The 15,029-nt window shown below is 66.9% G+C and carries 13 protein-coding genes; 11 read left to right on the top strand and 2 right to left on the bottom strand.

Annotated features, from left to right (window positions below; translation table 11 throughout):
* The first annotated feature begins 9 nt into the window (after positions 1 to 9).
* The 3 genes from BLV60_RS27105 to BLV60_RS27115 are packed head-to-tail and all read left to right on the top strand — an operon-like array spanning position 10 to position 3,603.
* Positions 10 to 981, top strand: a complete 972-nt coding sequence (locus BLV60_RS27105) for a Bug family tripartite tricarboxylate transporter substrate binding protein (protein WP_093058394.1) — start codon at positions 10 to 12, stop codon at positions 979 to 981.
* A 13-nt stretch (positions 982 to 994) separates the two neighbouring features.
* The gene (locus BLV60_RS27110) at positions 995 to 2,110 is read left to right on the top strand and encodes a DSD1 family PLP-dependent enzyme (protein WP_093058395.1); all 1,116 of its coding nucleotides are present in this window, start codon (positions 995 to 997) and stop codon (positions 2,108 to 2,110) included.
* A gap of 23 nt (positions 2,111 to 2,133) precedes the next feature.
* Positions 2,134 to 3,603: an N-acyl-D-amino-acid deacylase family protein gene (locus tag BLV60_RS27115; RefSeq protein ID WP_093058396.1), complete on the top strand. Its 1,470-nt coding sequence runs from the start codon at positions 2,134 to 2,136 to the stop codon at positions 3,601 to 3,603.
* Between the two features lie 147 nt (positions 3,604 to 3,750).
* Here BLV60_RS27115 and BLV60_RS27120 read toward each other — a convergent pair whose 3' ends face one another.
* Together BLV60_RS27120 and BLV60_RS27125 are read right to left on the bottom strand one after the other, a co-directional pair.
* Complete coding sequence (locus tag BLV60_RS27120; protein ID WP_093058397.1) at positions 3,751 to 4,884, bottom strand: sigma-54 interaction domain-containing protein; 1,134 nt, start codon at positions 4,882 to 4,884, stop codon at positions 3,751 to 3,753.
* The gene (locus BLV60_RS27125; RefSeq protein ID WP_371127408.1) at positions 4,881 to 6,068 is read right to left on the bottom strand and encodes an acyl-CoA dehydrogenase family protein; all 1,188 of its coding nucleotides are present in this window, start codon (positions 6,066 to 6,068) and stop codon (positions 4,881 to 4,883) included. The genes BLV60_RS27120 and BLV60_RS27125 overlap by 4 nt, the downstream gene beginning before the upstream one ends.
* A 256-nt stretch (positions 6,069 to 6,324) precedes the next feature.
* Here BLV60_RS27125 and ssuD point away from each other — a divergent pair, with 256 nt between their 5' ends.
* The 8 genes from ssuD (at position 6,325) to BLV60_RS27165 (ending at position 14,991) form a co-directional block, all read left to right on the top strand.
* Positions 6,325 to 7,509: an FMNH2-dependent alkanesulfonate monooxygenase gene (gene ssuD / locus BLV60_RS27130; RefSeq protein WP_093058399.1), complete on the top strand. Its 1,185-nt coding sequence runs from the start codon at positions 6,325 to 6,327 to the stop codon at positions 7,507 to 7,509.
* Positions 7,506 to 8,696 carry an acyl-CoA dehydrogenase family protein gene (locus BLV60_RS27135; protein WP_093058400.1) on the top strand — a complete coding sequence of 397 codons (1,191 nt, stop codon included), beginning with the start codon at positions 7,506 to 7,508 and terminating at the stop codon, positions 8,694 to 8,696. Before ssuD ends, BLV60_RS27135 begins: the two co-directional genes overlap by 4 nt.
* Before the next feature lie 341 nt (positions 8,697 to 9,037).
* The gene (gene msuE, locus BLV60_RS27140; protein WP_093058401.1) at positions 9,038 to 9,640 is read left to right on the top strand and encodes an FMN reductase; all 603 of its coding nucleotides are present in this window, start codon (positions 9,038 to 9,040) and stop codon (positions 9,638 to 9,640) included.
* A gap of 37 nt (positions 9,641 to 9,677) precedes the next feature.
* Positions 9,678 to 10,814: a dimethylsulfone monooxygenase SfnG gene (sfnG, locus tag BLV60_RS27145; protein ID WP_093058402.1), complete on the top strand. Its 1,137-nt coding sequence runs from the start codon at positions 9,678 to 9,680 to the stop codon at positions 10,812 to 10,814.
* Positions 10,815 to 10,822: 8 nt separating this feature from the next.
* Complete coding sequence (locus tag BLV60_RS27150) at positions 10,823 to 11,713, top strand: ABC transporter ATP-binding protein (RefSeq protein ID WP_093058434.1); 891 nt, start codon at positions 10,823 to 10,825, stop codon at positions 11,711 to 11,713.
* The gene (locus BLV60_RS27155; RefSeq protein ID WP_093058403.1) at positions 11,713 to 12,609 is read left to right on the top strand and encodes a branched-chain amino acid ABC transporter permease; all 897 of its coding nucleotides are present in this window, start codon (positions 11,713 to 11,715) and stop codon (positions 12,607 to 12,609) included. Before BLV60_RS27150 ends, BLV60_RS27155 begins: the two co-directional genes overlap by 1 nt.
* Positions 12,610 to 12,612: 3 nt before the next feature.
* Entirely contained in the window at positions 12,613 to 13,617 is a 1,005-nt protein-coding gene (locus tag BLV60_RS27160) for a branched-chain amino acid ABC transporter permease (protein WP_093058404.1), read from the top strand.
* Between the two features lie 51 nt (positions 13,618 to 13,668).
* A complete protein-coding gene (locus tag BLV60_RS27165; RefSeq protein WP_093058435.1) occupies positions 13,669 to 14,991 on the top strand; it encodes an ABC transporter substrate-binding protein in 1,323 nt (440 codons plus the stop codon).
* Positions 14,992 to 15,029: the final 38 nt, after the last annotated feature.

The following is a 15,029-nucleotide window of genomic DNA, read 5'->3' on the forward strand; positions in this document are numbered from 1 at the left end:
TTCTCTGCCATGCGTCTACGTGCCTTGCTGTGTACTCTCGTCCTCGCCGCGCTGTCGGCGGTTTCGATGCCGGGCCTCGCGGCCTATCCCGACAAGCCGATCCGCCTGATCGTGCCCTCGGCCCCGGGCGGCGCACCCGACGCGTTGATGCGCGCGCTGGGCGCTCAGTTGTCGCAGCAGATGGGCGTGCCTATCGTGGTCGACAACAAGCCCGGCGGCTCCTACACGATCGGCACCATGGACCTGGTGCATTCCGCGCCCGACGGCTACACGCTGGCCTACGGCAACATCGTCTCGCTGGCCACCAACCGGTCGCTGCTGCCCAGCGTGCCGTACGACGTCGAGAAAGACCTGACGCTGGTCGCCAACACGCTGCGCCTGTCCAACCTGCTGATCGTCAACAACGACCTGCCGGTCAAGACCGTGCCCGAGCTCGTTGCCTACGCGAAGAAGAACCCCGGCAAGCTGGCCTTCGCGTCCGACGGCAACGGCACCACCGCGCACCTGGGCGTCGAGCTCTTCAAGGCCATGACCGGCACCGACATGCTGCACGTGCCCTACAAGGCCGCAACGGCGGCCATTACCGACCTGATCGGCGGCGGCGTGCAGCTCATGATGGTCAACACGCCGGTGTCCGGCCCGCAGGCCCAGGCGGGCAAGGTGAGGGCGCTGGGCATCTCGTCGCGCCAGCGCTCGCCCACCTATCCGGACATTCCTACCATCGCCGAGGCCGGCGTGCCGGGCTTCGAGGTGGAAGCCTGGGGCGGCATCATCGGGCCGGCCCGCATGCCCAAGGACGTGGTGGCGCGCCTCAATGCCGAGATCCGCACCGCACTGGCCAACCCGGCATTGCGCGAGCGCTTCAGGCTGCTGGGCGCCGAGACCGATTTCGCCACGTCGGAGCAGTTCCTCGACCTCTCGCGCCGCGAGACGCTCAAGTGGGCCAAGATCATCAAGGACTCGGGCGCGAAGATCGACTGAAGGCCAACTCACCATGACTCCCTGGAAAGCCGCAAGGCCCGGCGATCGCCTCGACGCCATCGACACCCCCGCGCTCGTGCTCGACCTCGATGCCTTCGAGCGCAACCTCGCGCGCATGGCCGAGGCACTGCGCGGCAGCGGCGTGCGCCTGCGCGCCCATGCCAAGTGTCACAAGACGCCGGAAATCGCCCTGCGCCAGATCGCCCTGGGCGCGGCCGGCATCTGCTGCCAGAAGGTCAGCGAGGCGGCCGTGTTCGTCGAAGCCGGCATCGCTGACGTGCTGGTCACCAACCAGGTGATGGGCGAAACCAAGCTGCGCCGCCTGGCCGCACTGGCCCGCCGCGCACGCATGGGCGTGCTGGTCGATCACCCGCAACAGGTGCAGGCGCTGGTTGCCGTAGCGCAGGCTGAGGACGTGACGCTGGATGTGTATGTCGAGGTCAACGTCGGGGCCAACCGCTGTGGTGTGGCCCCCGGCGAAGAAGCAGTGCGGCTTGCGCAGCAGATCGCGGCCAGTGCACCGCTGCGCTTCATGGGCCTGCACTGCTATCACGGGCCGGCCCAGCACCTGCGAGCGCCGCAAGACCGCGCCGCGGCCATTGCCGTCGCCGCAGAGGCCGCGCGCTTGACCCGCGCCGCCATCGAGGCCTGCGGCATCCCCGTCGAGCGCGTAACGGGGGCGGGCACCGGCAGCTTCCTGCACGAGCGCGACTCTGGCGTCTTCAACGAAATCCAGGCCGGCTCCTACGTCTTCATGGATCGCGACTACGGCGACAACCAGCGTGGCGAGCACGACATCGCGTTCGAGCACGCCCTGTTCGTGCGCACCACCGTCATGAGCCGAGCCACGCCCGAGCGTGCCATCGTCGACGCGGGCCTCAAGGCCTCCAGCGTGGACTCGGGCATGCCCACCGTGTGGCAGCGGCCCGACCTGCGCTACGTGAAAGCCGCCGACGAGCACGGTGCGCTGGCCACGCCCGATGCCGCCGCGCTTTCTCTGGGTGACCAGCTGATGCTGGTGCCCGGCCATTGCGACCCGACCGTCAATCTCTACGACGACCTGATCTGCGTGCGCGGCGAGCGGGTGGAAGCCCTGTGGCTGATCGCCGCTCGCGGCGCGCTGCTTTAACTCCTTTCAATCCAAGGCAATCGATGCAGGAAAAATTCGACCTTCTGATCCGCAACGCAAGCATCGTCGACGGCACCGGCGCGCCCCGCTTCACGGGCGACATCGGCATTCGCGGCGACCGCATCGCGCGCATCGGCGATCTGTCCGCAGCGCACGGCGAGGTGGAGATCGACCGGGCAGGGCGTGTCGCGGCGCCCGGCTTCATCGACGCCCACACCCACGACGACCGCCTAATGCTGTCCAGCCCCGACATGGCGCCCAAGGTCAGCCAGGGCATCACAACGGTGATCGCGGGCAACTGCGGTATTTCGCTGGCGCCGATGCCGGGCGGCATCACGCAACCGGTCACGCCACCGCTGAACTTGCTCGACGAGCAGGGCGACTGGTTCTCCTTTCCCACCTTCGCCTCGTACATCGAGGAACTGCGCGCCAAGCCAGCCGCGACCAACTGCGCCTTGCTGGTGGGCCACACCACCTTGCGGGTTGCGACGCTGGACGACCTCGGACTGCCGGCGACGCAGGAACAGATCGCCCGCATGCGCGAACTGGTGCAGGAGGCGCTGCAGGCCGGCGCCATCGGCGTGTCCACCGGCCTGTTCTACGAACCGTCGATTGCCGCGCCCACCGAGGAGGTGATCGAAACCTGCCGTCCGCTGAAGGAATTCAACGGCGTGTATTGCACCCACATGCGCAACGAGGCTGACCAGGTGATCGACTCGCTCGAAGAAACCTTTCGCGTCGGCCGCGAAGTCGGGGTGCAGGTGGTGATCTCGCACATGAAGGTGGTGGGGCCGGCGAACCATGGCCGGTCGGAAGAGGCGCTGTCCTTCATCGAGAAGAACATGGCCAAGCAGCCGATCTGCCTGGACTGCTACCCCTACACGGCAGGCTCCACCATCCTGTCGGCAGACCGGGCGGCAAGCTCTTCGCGCGTGATCGTGAGCTGGTCGAAATCGCTGCCCGAACATGCCGGCCGCGACCTGGACGTCATCGCAAAGGAAATGGGCGTTACCGAGGAAGAGGCAATCCGGCGCCTCAGTCCCGCCGGCGGTATCTACTTCAGGCTGGACGAGGCCGACGTGCAGCGCATCCTGAAGTTCGACCAGACCATGATCGGCTCCGACGGCCTGCCGCACGATGCCGCGCCGCATCCGCGGCTGTGGGGCAGCTTTCCGCGCGTGCTGGGTCACTACGGGCGCCTGCTCGGGCTGTTCCCGCTGGAAACCGCGATCTACAAGATGACCGGACTGACCGCGAAGAACTTCGGCCTGAAGGACCGCGGTGTGCTGAAGGAGGGCGCATATGCCGACCTGGCCCTGTTCGACGCGGACACCGTGGGCGAAGCCGCCACGTACGAAGCGCCCATTGCACCGGCCCATGGCATCGAGGCGGTGATCGTCAATGGTGCGATCGTGTGGCGCGATGGCGGGTCGACGGGCGCGCGGCCGGGGCGGGTGCTGGCGCGCGAAGTGCCGCAGACGGCGGGTCATTGAACCATCTGGACGCACTGGTCGCATTGGCTCCACGGTCCTTCACCTCCAGGCTGCTGCGCTGGCGACCGCCTTCAATGCACGGTCCTGAGCATCGACAACGGCAACGCGATGACCGCAATGCTGCGAAAGACCGAACCGGTCCGGGGACTACTTCAACGCGGAAATCTCCCGACTCTTGATGAGCCTGGAGCGCAGGATGTTGCGGCTGATCCCAAGCAGCCTGGCCGCCTGCACTTGATTGCGGTGGCAGAACTCGAAGGCGGTGCGCATCACGGTGTCCTCGATCAGTTCGAACATCTGTTCGTGAGGCTCGTTGAACAGCTCGCGCAGCACCGTCTCCAGCGCTTGCTGCGGCGTTGCGTGCGCGGAGACCTCGCTCTCGGCTGGACGCCTCTGGATGTTCAACGAGGACAGATGCAGATGCTCCGCGCCCAGCACGCCGTGCTGGCAGATCAGCAGCGCGTGGTGAATCACGTTCTCCAGCTCGCGGATGTTGCCGGGCCAGGTGTGCTCGGAGAGCTTCTGTTCGGCACTCGCATCGAGCCGCACCGCGCCGTAGCCCAGCCGCTGGCGGTACTCCTCGATGAAATGCCGCGCCAGCGGAAGAATGTCGCCGGGCCGCTCGCGCAGCGTCGGCAGCGCAAGGTGCACCACGTGCAGCCGGTAGAACAGGTCTTCGCGGAAGTTGCCGGCGGCCACCGCGTCCTGCAGCCGCACATTGGTCGCGGCCACCACGCGCACGTCGATGGGCACGCTCTTGCGCGAGCCCAGCCGCACCACCTCGCGCTCCTGCAGCACGCGCAGCAGCTTGACCTGGATCGACAGTGGCAGGTCGCCGATCTCGTCGAGGAACAGCGTGCCGCCGTTGGCCGCCTCGAACCAGCCCGACTTGGCCGAGAACGCGCCGGTGAAGGCGCCTTTCTCGTGGCCGAAGAGCTCGCTCTCGACCAGGCTCTCGGAGAAGGCACCGCAGTTCACAGCCACGAAAGGCCGGCTGCTGCGGCGGCTCAGGTCGTGTACGTGGCGCGCGATCAGCTCCTTGCCGGTGCCGGTCTCTCCGATGATGAGCACGTTGGCATCGCTGGGCGCCACCATGCGCACACGTTCGAGCAGCGCAGCCGAGCGCGGATCCTGGAACACCTGGGCCGTGGCGCGGATCGAGGTGGTGAGCTTGCGCGGGTTGGGCAGCGTCAGCAGGGTGGGGGCATCCCAGTCCTCGTCCGATGCGGGGGAGGCGTCGGCCGGCGGCAGCACAGCGAGAGGGCGGGTGAAGGCGGTCATGAGTAGAAGGTCGGTACGGGGTATTGCTGCTTGAGGGCCCATTCGCCGAGTTCGCGCAGTTTGTAGGCCACGGGGTCATGCAAGGTCTGGGTGCGCAGGTTGCGCCAGTGACGGTCAAGGCGCAGGCCGCCATGCGTGGCACGCGCGCCGGCCACATCGAACATGCGCGTACAGATGTCCAGCCCCGTGTTTGTCGCCGCGACCTTCGCGGTGGCCACGGCCACCGCGACGTCGCCGCGCTCGGCCTCGGTCAACGCGGGGCCGAGCCGCCATGCCGCGTCGAGCCGGTCGGCCGCGCGGTCGGCCAGCACGCGCACGCTCTCCAGGCCGACCCAGAAGTCGCCGTAGTGGCCGAGCACATAGGGGTCTTCGTGCATCTGCGACACATGGGCCGTATGCCACGGGCGCGACTCGTGCAGCGTGTAATGCCTTGCATCGTTGAAGGCCGCCTCCGCAATGCCGAGGTAGATGTTGGCCAGCACGAGTTGCGACACCAGCGGCCGCAGGCAGGCGAAGGGCGTCGAGAGCGGGCCCGGATCGGCCAGCACCTCGTGCTGCTCGACGCGCACCTTCTCGAAGGTCACGCTGCCGCTGTCGGTCTGGCGCTGGCCGATATTGTTCCAGTCGGGCGCGACGAAGATGCCCGAGCGGCCGGTGGGTACCGCCGCGACGATGAAGGCGCCACTGCCTTCCTCGCGCGCCGAGGCGATCAGCATTTCGGAATCGAGCGCGCCCGAGCAGAAGCTCTTCTGCCCGGTGAACTCGCGCCAGCCCTCGTGCGCGCTGGACACCGTGCGGTCGTCCAGCGGGTTGAGGGCGTTGCCCCAGAACCACCGGCGGCGCGCGGTCTGCTCGAACCATGGCTGCCATTGCACGGGCCGCGCGAAGAGGCGCACCGTGGCGAGCATCAGATGATGAAAGCCGAATACATGCGCGAGCGAACTATCGGCCTGCGCGAGCAGGCGCACGACGTCGAGCGTCTCGCGCCAGTCCGCGCCACCGCCGCCGAATTCGGACGGGATGCTCAAGGCGAGCAGGCCGCTTTCACGCAGGGCATCGCGCTCGGCCTTCGGCGTGCCACCGCGCTCGTCGCGCTCCACCGCGGTGGCCGCGAAGCGCTGCATCAGCTCGCGGGCGATGTCGCGAGGGGATTCGGAAGCAGGAATGGAAAGAACGGAACTCACTGAACTCACACAAGGCCTCGGTATGTGCAGGCAGCACGGTTGCTGCGCCAGCAGCATGTTGGCGGCGCGCAAGCGCCCGGCCAACGATGCGATGCGTATATCGATCCTTGTTTTGCTTCCATGGCAGCAGTGCGGGCGGGCAATGTGCCGCGCGCAGCAGATGTGGTGTTCCGCTGCTGCTGGAGCAGCACAAATCGCGCGTTTCGGCGCGTTCCCACAGGCAGCTCGACTGGCACGCTAACTGCTGAACCGCCTCATGCAACTTTTCTGGTTTCTTCCCACGCACGGCGACAGCCGCTACCTCGGCACCTCGCGCGGCGCACGCACCGTGAGCCATCGATACCTGCGGCAAGTGGCACAGGCCGCCGACGAACTGGGCTACGAAGGCGTGCTGATTCCCACGGGGCGTTCCTGCGAAGACTCGTGGGTGGTCGCCTCGTCACTCGCGGCGCAGACCGAGCGACTCAAATTCCTGGTGGCGATCCGTCCCGGCATCATTTCGCCAACGGTCTCCGCGCGCCAGGCCGCGACGCTCGACCGCTTTTCCGATGGCCGCCTGCTCATCAACGTGGTGACCGGCGGCGACCCCGATGAGCAACATGGCGACGGCAGCTTCCTGACGCATGCCGAGCGCTACGAGGTCACCGATGAATTCCTGCGCATCTGGCGCGGCGTTGCGGCCGGCGAGACCGTCAACTTCTCGGGCAAGCACCTGCGCGTGGAGAACGCCAAGACGCTCTATCCGCCGGTGCAGAAGCCCTATCCGCCCCTGTGGTTCGGCGGCTCGTCGGACGCAGCCATCGCACTCGCGGGCGAGCAGGTCGACGTGTACCTCACCTGGGGCGAGCCGCCGGCCGACGTGGCCGACAAGATCGCGAAGGCCCGCGCCGCGGCGGCAAAGCACGGCCGCACGCTGCGCTTCGGCATCCGCCTGCATGTGATCGTGCGCGAGACCAGCGAGGCGGCCTGGCGCGCTGCAGACGAACTCATTTCCTACGTGACCGACGACACCATCGCGGCCGCGCAGAAGGCCTTCTCGCGCTTCGACTCGGTGGGCCAGCAGCGCATGGCCGCATTGCACGGCGGGCGGCGCGACAGGCTGGAGGTGTCGCCCAACCTGTGGGCCGGCGTGGGCCTGGTGCGCGGCGGCGCGGGCACGGCGCTGGTGGGCAGCCCCGAAGAGGTGGCGGCGCGCATCAAGGAATACGCGGCACTCGGCGTGGAGACTTTCATCTTCTCGGGCTATCCGCATCTTGAGGAGGCCTATCGCGTGGCCGAGCTGCTGTTTCCGCTGCTGCCGCTCGACCATGCGCGCCCGGCGGGGCAAGCCAACATCACCGGCCCTTTCGGTGAGGTCATTGCCAACGACATCGTGCCGCCGCCTTCGCAGGCTCTGCAGGCGCCCCTGTCTGTGCCCGTGCCCGAGAAGGCCGCCGCATGAAGCATTTCTCCGCGGAGGCCGGCGACGAAGTCGTGCCGTGGCATGCGAGCGCGCAGCGCGTCGCGCAGACATTGGCGCAGACCGCCGTCGAGCGCGACCAGCGTGGCGGCACCCCGAAGGTCGAGCGCGACCTGCTGCGGGGCAGCGGCCTGCTGATGCTCAGCGTGCCGACCGAACTCGGCGGCCTGGGCGCGAGTTGGCAGCAGACGCTCGACGTGGTGCGCGGCTTTGCGCGTGTCGACAGCTCGGTGGCGCACCTGTTCGCCTTTCATCATCTGCTGCTCGCGACCACGCAGCTCTTTGCGCAACGCGGGCAGTGGCAGCCGTGGATCGAACAGACCCGCGCGCAGCGCTGGTTCTGGGGCAATGCGTTGAACCCGCTCGACAAGTCCACGCGCGCGCAAGCCGTCGACGGGGGCTATGTGTTCTCGGGCCGCAAGAGCTTCTGCTCCGGTGCCAGCGACTCCGACATGCTGCTCGCCTCGGCCCTCGACGCGAACGATCGCCTGCTGATTGGCGTCGTGCCCACGGGGCGCGCCGGCATTGCGGTGCAGGGCGATTGGGACAACATGGGCCAGCGCCAGACCGACAGCGGCAGCGTGGTGTTCGATGGCGTGCGCGTCGAGACGAATGAACTGCTACTCGACCCCGGCCCGCTCTCGACGCCGTTCGCCTGCCTGCGCCCGCTGCTTGCGCAACTGATCCTCGCGAACATCTACCTCGGCCTGGGGGAGGGCGCGCTCGAAGAGGCGAGGTCGTTCACGCTGCAGCAAGGCCGGCCCTGGCTGTTCTCGACGGCTTCGGCGGCAAACGAAGATCCTTACGTGCTCACGCACTACGGCGATTTCTGGCTCGCGCTGCAAGGCGCCCGCATGCTGCTGGACCATGCGGCCGCGGCCTTCGATCAGGCGTGGCTGCGCGGCACTTCGCTCGATGAGCACGAGCGCGGGCAGGTGGCTGTTGCTGTTGCCGCAGCCAAGGTCGCGAGCACACGCGCGAGCCTCGAGGTGGCGCACCGCATGTTCGAGGTGACGGGCGCGCGCGCCACCACTGCCGCGCTGCGCCTGGACCGCTACTGGCGCAACCTGCGCGTGCACACGCTGCACGATCCGGTCGACTACAAGCTGCGAGAACTCGGCGACTGGGCGCTCAATGCGCGCGTGCCGCAACCCAGCTTCTATTCCTGAACTTCGGCATTGCCTTGCAACGGGCCTGCGGCTTCGCGTCGCAGGCCCGTTGTGCTTTCCAACGCGCACATCACCCTGCTGCGGGGGAAGCAGATTTTTCATCGGATTGCTGCCTGGCGTTCATGCGACGGCCGCATACCGATCTACCCCAAACAACTATCGCTGCGGAACTGCTGACCCATCAGCAACCTACCCGCAGCCTGCTGCCGATCCAGCATGAGCGCAGATAGCCATTTCGCCCTAACTCGTTGATTCATAAGGAAAAAGGAAGTGGCACGCCATTCGCTTATATCGAGTGCACCGCGAATCGATCGCAGCTTCCAAACAGAGGTCATATCAACATGAGTCGAAAACTGAAAGTCGTTGCCGTCTCCGGCAGCCTGCAACGTCCCTCACGCACCCTGGTGCTGGTCGATCAACTGCTGGCCGCGCTCGGCAACGAGATCGCCATCGATGCGCACGTGCTCTCGCTCGGCGAGATCGGCCCGCAGTTTGCCGGCGTGCTCTACCGCAACCAGTTGCCTGCCGCCGTCGAAGAGAGCATTGCCGCCATCGAGTCCGCCGACCTGCTGCTGGTGGCGAGCCCGGTCTATCGCGGCTCGTACACCGGCCTCTTCAAGCACCTGTTCGACTTCGTTCACCACGAGGCACTGACCGACAAGCCCGTGCTGCTCGCGGCCACCGGTGGAAGCGACCGCCACGCACTGGTCATCGACCACCAGTTGCGCCCGCTCTTCAGCTTCTTCCAGGCCCGCACGCTGCCCATCGGCGTCTACGCGGTCGAGAAGGACTTCGAGGGCTACGAGATCGCCAACCCCGCGCTGCGCGAACGCATCGCGCTGGCCGTGGCGCGCGCCGTGCCGCAACTGCGCGATGCCTCGCCGGCCACCACGTCCGCCACGCCCGCCATCCGCAAGCCCGCGCCCGTTGCGCTGGCCGCCTGAAGCCCTCCCACCGACCGTTCACAGAGAGAAACCTGCCATGAGCCAACCGTCTTCCACCGCCGCCCCCGTCAAGTTCGCCTACTGGGTGCCCAACGTCAGCGGCGGCCTCGTGGTCAGCACCATCGAGCAGCGCACCGACTGGAGCCTCGAATACAACCAGCGCCTCGCACTCGCGGCCGAGAAGGCCGGCTTCGAATACGCGCTGAGCCAGATTCGCTTCACCGCTGGCTACGGTGCCGAGTACCAGCACGAGTCGGTGTCCTTCAGCCAGGCGCTGCTGCATGCGACCACCAAGCTCAAGGTGTTGGCTGCGATCCTGCCAGGGCCGTGGAACCCGGCCGTGGTGGCCAAGCAGATCGCCACCATCGACCACATCTCCAATGGCCGCATCGCCATCAACGTGGTGAGCGGCTGGTTCAAGGGTGAGTTCCAGGCCATTGGCGAGCCGTGGCTGGAGCATGACGAGCGCTATCGCCGCTCCAACGAATTCATTCGCGCGCTCAAGGGCATCTGGACGCAGGACAACTTCACCTTCAAGGGCGACTTCTATCGCTTCAGCGACTACACGCTGAGCCCGAAGCCGGTGCAAAAGCCCCACCCCGAAATCTTCCAGGGTGGCAGCTCGCGTGCAGCGCGCGACAACGCGGCCAGCGTGTCGGACTGGTACTTCACCAACGGCAACACGCCCGAGGGCCTGAAGGCGCAGATCGACGACATCCAGGCCAAGGCCGCGCAGAACGGCCACACGGTGCGCATCGGCGTGAACGCGTTCGTCATCGCCCGCGACACCGAAGAGGAAGCCAAGGCCGTGCTGGCCGACATCATCAAGCACGCACACGTCGAGGCGGTGCACGCCTTCGGCGATGCGGCCAAGCAGGCTGGCAAGTCTTCGCCCGAAGGTGAGGGCAACTGGGCCAAGTCCACCTTCGAAGACCTCGTGCAATACAACGACGGTTTCCGCACCAACCTCATCGGCACGCCGCAGCAGATTGCCGAACGCATCGTGGCGCTCAAGGCCATCGGCGTCGACCTCGTCCTGACGGGCTTCCTGCACTTCATCGAGGAGGTGGAGTACTTCGGCGAGAAGGTGCTGCCGCTGGTGCGCAAGCTCGAAGCGGAGCAGGCCGCTCGCGGAGAAAAGCCGAGCAAGGCGGCACTGGAAGCCGTGGCGTGAGCCTCGTGATGCCCGATCTTTTCTTCGAGGCGGGGCCCGTCTCGCTGGGCGTCGATCCGGTGGCCTTCGTGCCGGCGGGGCGTGCGGCTGCGGCAGGGGACGACGCCACGACCTCGGCCGTGCTGCGGCTGGAGGGCATCGACCTGTCCTTCGGCGGCGTCACCGCGCTGTCGGGCGTGGACCTGTCCATCGCGAAGGGGGAGATCCGCGCCGTCATCGGCCCCAACGGCGCCGGCAAGAGTTCGCTGGTCAACGTCATCAGCGGGCTGTACCGGCCCGATCGCGGGCGCGTGTGGATCGGCGGACGCAGCTTCGGCCATGTGCCGACGGCGCGGCTGGCACGGCTGGGCGTTGCGCGCACTTTCCAGAATCTCGCGCTGTTCAAAGGCCTGAGCGTGCGCGACAACATCGTGCTTGGCCGCGTCGATGCGGCGCGCTCCACTTTCATCGAACAACTGGTCGGGCTGGGCCGCGCACGTCGTGAGCGCGAGGATGCGCGCGCACGGGCCGAAGCGATCATCGGCTTTCTCGGGCTGCGCACCGTGAGCGAGCGGCTGGCCGGCACGCTGGCCTATGGCCTGCAGAAGCGCGTGGAGCTGGCGCGTGCGCTGGTTGCATCGCCTCGACTGTTGCTGCTTGACGAGCCGATGGCCGGCATGACCGTCACCGAGAAAAGCGAGATGGCGCATTTCGTGCGCGCCGCGCGCGACGAATTCGGCACCACCATCCTGCTGATCGAGCACGACATCGGCGTGGTGCTGGGCCTGTCGGACCGCGTGGCCGTGCTCGACTACGGCCGCAAGATCGCGGACGGCACGCCGGCCGAGGTGCGCAGCGACCCGGCCGTGATCGATGCCTACCTGGGCGTGGCGCATGACGACGCAGAGGGGCAGGCCTGATGGACGGCGCTGACTTCAGCTTCTTCGCCGAGGTGCTCATCGGCGGCCTGCTTTCGGGCGTGATGTATTCACTGGTGGCCATCGGCTTCGTGCTGATCTACAAGACTTCAGGCGTGCTCAACTTCGCGCAGGGCGCGCAGCTGCTGTTTGCTGCGCTCACCTTCGTGAGCCTGGTCGAGCGCGGCGTGCCCTTTGCGCTTGCGCTCGTGCTGACCTTCGCCCTCATGGTGCTGCTGGGCCTGACCATCGAGCGCACCGTGCTTCGCCCGCTGGTGAACCAGCCGCCGATCACGCTGTTCATGGCAACGCTGGGCCTGTCGTACGTGATCGAGGGCGTGGCCCAACTGGTGTGGGGCACGCAGGTGCATGCGCTGGAGCTTGGCATCGCAGACGAGCCGCTGCAGTTCTTCGGCATCATGGTCTCGACCTTCGACCTGTTCGCCGCCGCGACGGCCGGCGTAATGGTGGCGGCGCTTTCGGCCTTCTTCCGCTACACCCGCGTGGGCCTGGCGTTCCGCGCGGTGGCGGACGACACCTATGCGGCGATCGCGGTGGGCCTGCGCCTGCCGCGCATCTGGGCCACGGTGTGGGCGGCGGCCGGCGTCATCGCGCTGGTGGCCGGGCTGTTGTGGGGCGCGCGGCTGGGTGTGCAGTTCTCGCTCTCGCTCGTGGTGCTGAAGGCACTGCCTGTGCTGGTGCTGGGTGGGTTCGACTCCATTCCTGGCGCGATCGTCGGCGGGTTGGTGATCGGCGCACTGGAGAAGCTGGCCGAGGTGTACATCGGGCCTTTCGTAGGCGGTGGCATCGAGAGCTGGTTCGCTTACGTCGCAGCGCTGGCCTTCCTGCTGATCCGGCCAAGCGGGCTGTTCGGACAGAAACTGGTGGAGCGCGCCTGAGCCATGCGTACCGCTTCTGTGCATCCATTGACCTGGCCGCTGGCCGTGCTGGTCATTGCCTTCGGCGTCGTGCCGTTTGTCGCATCCGGCTATGTGTTCGACGCGCTGCTGATCCCGTTCCTTGCGCTGTCGCTCGCGGCTGTCGGGCTGAACCTGCTGACCGGCTACGCAGGCCAGCTGTCGCTGGGTACCGCGGCCTTCATGGCGGTCGGCGCCTTCGCGGCCTACAACTTCAACCTGCGCGTGGAAGGACTGCCGCTGCTCGTGAGCATCGGCCTCGCTGGCCTTGCCGCCACGGCCGTCGGCCTGGTGTTCGGGCTGCCGAGCCTGCGGCTGCGCGGCTTCTACCTTGCGGTGTCGACGCTGGCCGCGCAGTTCTTCGTGCAATGGGCGCTGACCAAGTTCGGCTGGTTCAGCAACGACAACGCCTCTGGCGTGATCGACGCGCCAGCGCTCGAAGTGGCGGGCATCGTGTTCGACACGCCGGTGGGACGCTACATCTTCTCGCTGACCGTCGTCACGGTGTTGACGCTGCTGGCATGGCGCCTCGTGCGCACGCAGACGGGCCACCACTTCATCGCCGTGCGCGACAACGAACTGGCGGCGCGCGTCATCGGCGTGCCGGTGCTGCGCACCAAGCTGCTGGCGTTCGCGGTGTCGTCGTTCATCGTCGGCGTGGCGGGCGTGCTGTGGGGTTTCGTGTACCTGCGCACCGTGGAGCCGGCGGGCTTCAACCTCGACCGCTCGTTCCAGATCCTGTTCATCGTGATCATCGGCGGGCTCGCGACGATCCGCGGGGCCTTCTTCGGCGCGGCGCTCATCGTGGTGTTTCCGCTGCTGCTGTCGCGCGTGGGCAGCTTCTTCTTCGGCGGCTGGTTCGATTCGGGCGTGCTCGACATGAGCCAGCGCATCGTGCTGGGCGCGCTGATCATTTTCTTTCTTGCCGTGGAGCCACGAGGGTTGGTCGCCCTCTGGGATCGCGCGCGCAAGCGGCTCTCACCGGCCTGAGTGCAGATTTCTCTGGTTTTTTCCTTCGCATCCCAGGATGCCTTCATCACCATGTCCTTCATCAAGCACCTGAAAACCGCGGCCGTGGCCGTCACCCTGGCCGCGAGCGGCCTGCAGCTCGCGCATGCCGACGGCAACGAACAGTTCTTCCCGCTGCAGAGCTATCGCGTCGGTCCTTATGCGGCTGGCGGCACGGGCTTCTTCGGCGGCTTCATCGACTACCTCAACCTGGTGAACACGCGCGACGGCGGCGTGGGCGGCGTCAAGCTGACCTGGGAGGAAGGCGAGACGCAGTACGAAGTGGAGCGCGGCGTGGAGGTGTACGAGCGCCTCAAGCAGCGCCCCGGCATCGCGACCTGGAACCCGCTGTCGGTCGGCATCGCCTATGCGCTGATCGACCGCGTGACGGCCGACAAGGTGCCGCTGCTCACCATCAACCACGGCCGCACCGACACCACTGACGGCCGCGTGTTCAAGTACATCTTTCCGCTGTTGCTCAACCCGTACAGCGAAACCTCCGGCATCGTGAACTACATCGCGGGCAAGGAGGGCGGCACCGACAAGCTCAAGGGCAAGAAGATCGTGGTGCTGTACCACGGCTCGCCCTACGGCAAGGAGACCATCCCGATCTATGAACTGCTCGCGAAGAAGTACGGCTTCACGCTGCAGCAGATCGAGGTACCGCACCCGGGCAACGAACAGCAATCGCAGTGGCTCACCATCCGCCGCGTGAAGCCCGACTACGTGGTGCTGCGCGGCTGGGGCGTGATGAATCCGGTGGCGCTCAAGACAGCGCAGAAGACGGGCTTTCCGGTCGACCACATCGTGGGCAACGTCTGGTCCAACTCCGAGGAAGACGTGATCCCTGCCGGCGATGCGGCCAAGGGCTACGTGGCCATCACCACCGTGGCCGCGGGCGCGCAGTACCCGGTGCTGCAGGAGATCACCAAGACCGTCTACGGCGCGGGCAAGGGCAACCTGCAGGACCCCAAGCGCATCGGCAGCGTCTATCACAACCTCGGCGTGCTCAACGGCATCCTGAACGTGGAGGCCATCCGCATCGCGCAGGCGAAGTTCGGCAAGCGCACGCTCACCGGCGACGAAGTCCGCTGGGGCCTGGAAAACCTGAAGATCGACGAGGCACGCGCCGCGGCGCTCGGTGCCAAGGGCCTGTTCCATTCGATCAACGTGACCTGGGACAACCACGAAGGCGATGGCCGCGTGGCCTTCCAGCAGTGGGACGGCAGCAAGTGGAACGTGGTGTCCGACTGGATCGCGCCCGACTGGAAGCTGCTGCGGCCGATCATCGAGAAGTCTTCGCTGGCCTATGCCAAGGAAAAGAACGTCAAGGTGCGCAAGAGCATCGACGACTGAACCCCACGCACGTCCTCATTCGAAATCACTCGCAAGTC

Origin of the sequence: Variovorax sp. YR634, assembly GCF_900106655.1 — a bacterium.
Taxonomy (GTDB): Bacteria; Pseudomonadota; Gammaproteobacteria; order Burkholderiales; family Burkholderiaceae_C; genus Variovorax.

Bases quoted from the DNA above. Each gene is read 5' to 3' on its own strand.
- BLV60_RS27105 (WP_093058394.1), top strand. From the start codon at position 10: ATGCGTCTACGTGCCTTGCTGTGTACTCTCGTCCTCGCCGCGCTGTCG.
- BLV60_RS27110 (WP_093058395.1), top strand. From the start codon at position 995: ATGACTCCCTGGAAAGCCGCAAGGCCCGGCGATCGCCTCGACGCCATC.
- BLV60_RS27115 (WP_093058396.1), top strand. From the start codon at position 2,134: ATGCAGGAAAAATTCGACCTTCTGATCCGCAACGCAAGCATCGTCGAC.
- BLV60_RS27120 (WP_093058397.1), bottom strand. From the start codon at position 4,884: ATGACCGCCTTCACCCGCCCTCTCGCTGTGCTGCCGCCGGCCGACGCC.
- ssuD (WP_093058399.1), top strand. From the start codon at position 6,325: ATGCAACTTTTCTGGTTTCTTCCCACGCACGGCGACAGCCGCTACCTC.
- BLV60_RS27135 (WP_093058400.1), top strand. From the start codon at position 7,506: ATGAAGCATTTCTCCGCGGAGGCCGGCGACGAAGTCGTGCCGTGGCAT.
- msuE (WP_093058401.1), top strand. From the start codon at position 9,038: ATGAGTCGAAAACTGAAAGTCGTTGCCGTCTCCGGCAGCCTGCAACGT.
- sfnG (WP_093058402.1), top strand. From the start codon at position 9,678: ATGAGCCAACCGTCTTCCACCGCCGCCCCCGTCAAGTTCGCCTACTGG.
- BLV60_RS27150 (WP_093058434.1), top strand. From the start codon at position 10,823: ATGCCCGATCTTTTCTTCGAGGCGGGGCCCGTCTCGCTGGGCGTCGAT.
- BLV60_RS27155 (WP_093058403.1), top strand. From the start codon at position 11,713: ATGGACGGCGCTGACTTCAGCTTCTTCGCCGAGGTGCTCATCGGCGGC.
- BLV60_RS27160 (WP_093058404.1), top strand. From the start codon at position 12,613: ATGCGTACCGCTTCTGTGCATCCATTGACCTGGCCGCTGGCCGTGCTG.
- BLV60_RS27165 (WP_093058435.1), top strand. From the start codon at position 13,669: ATGTCCTTCATCAAGCACCTGAAAACCGCGGCCGTGGCCGTCACCCTG.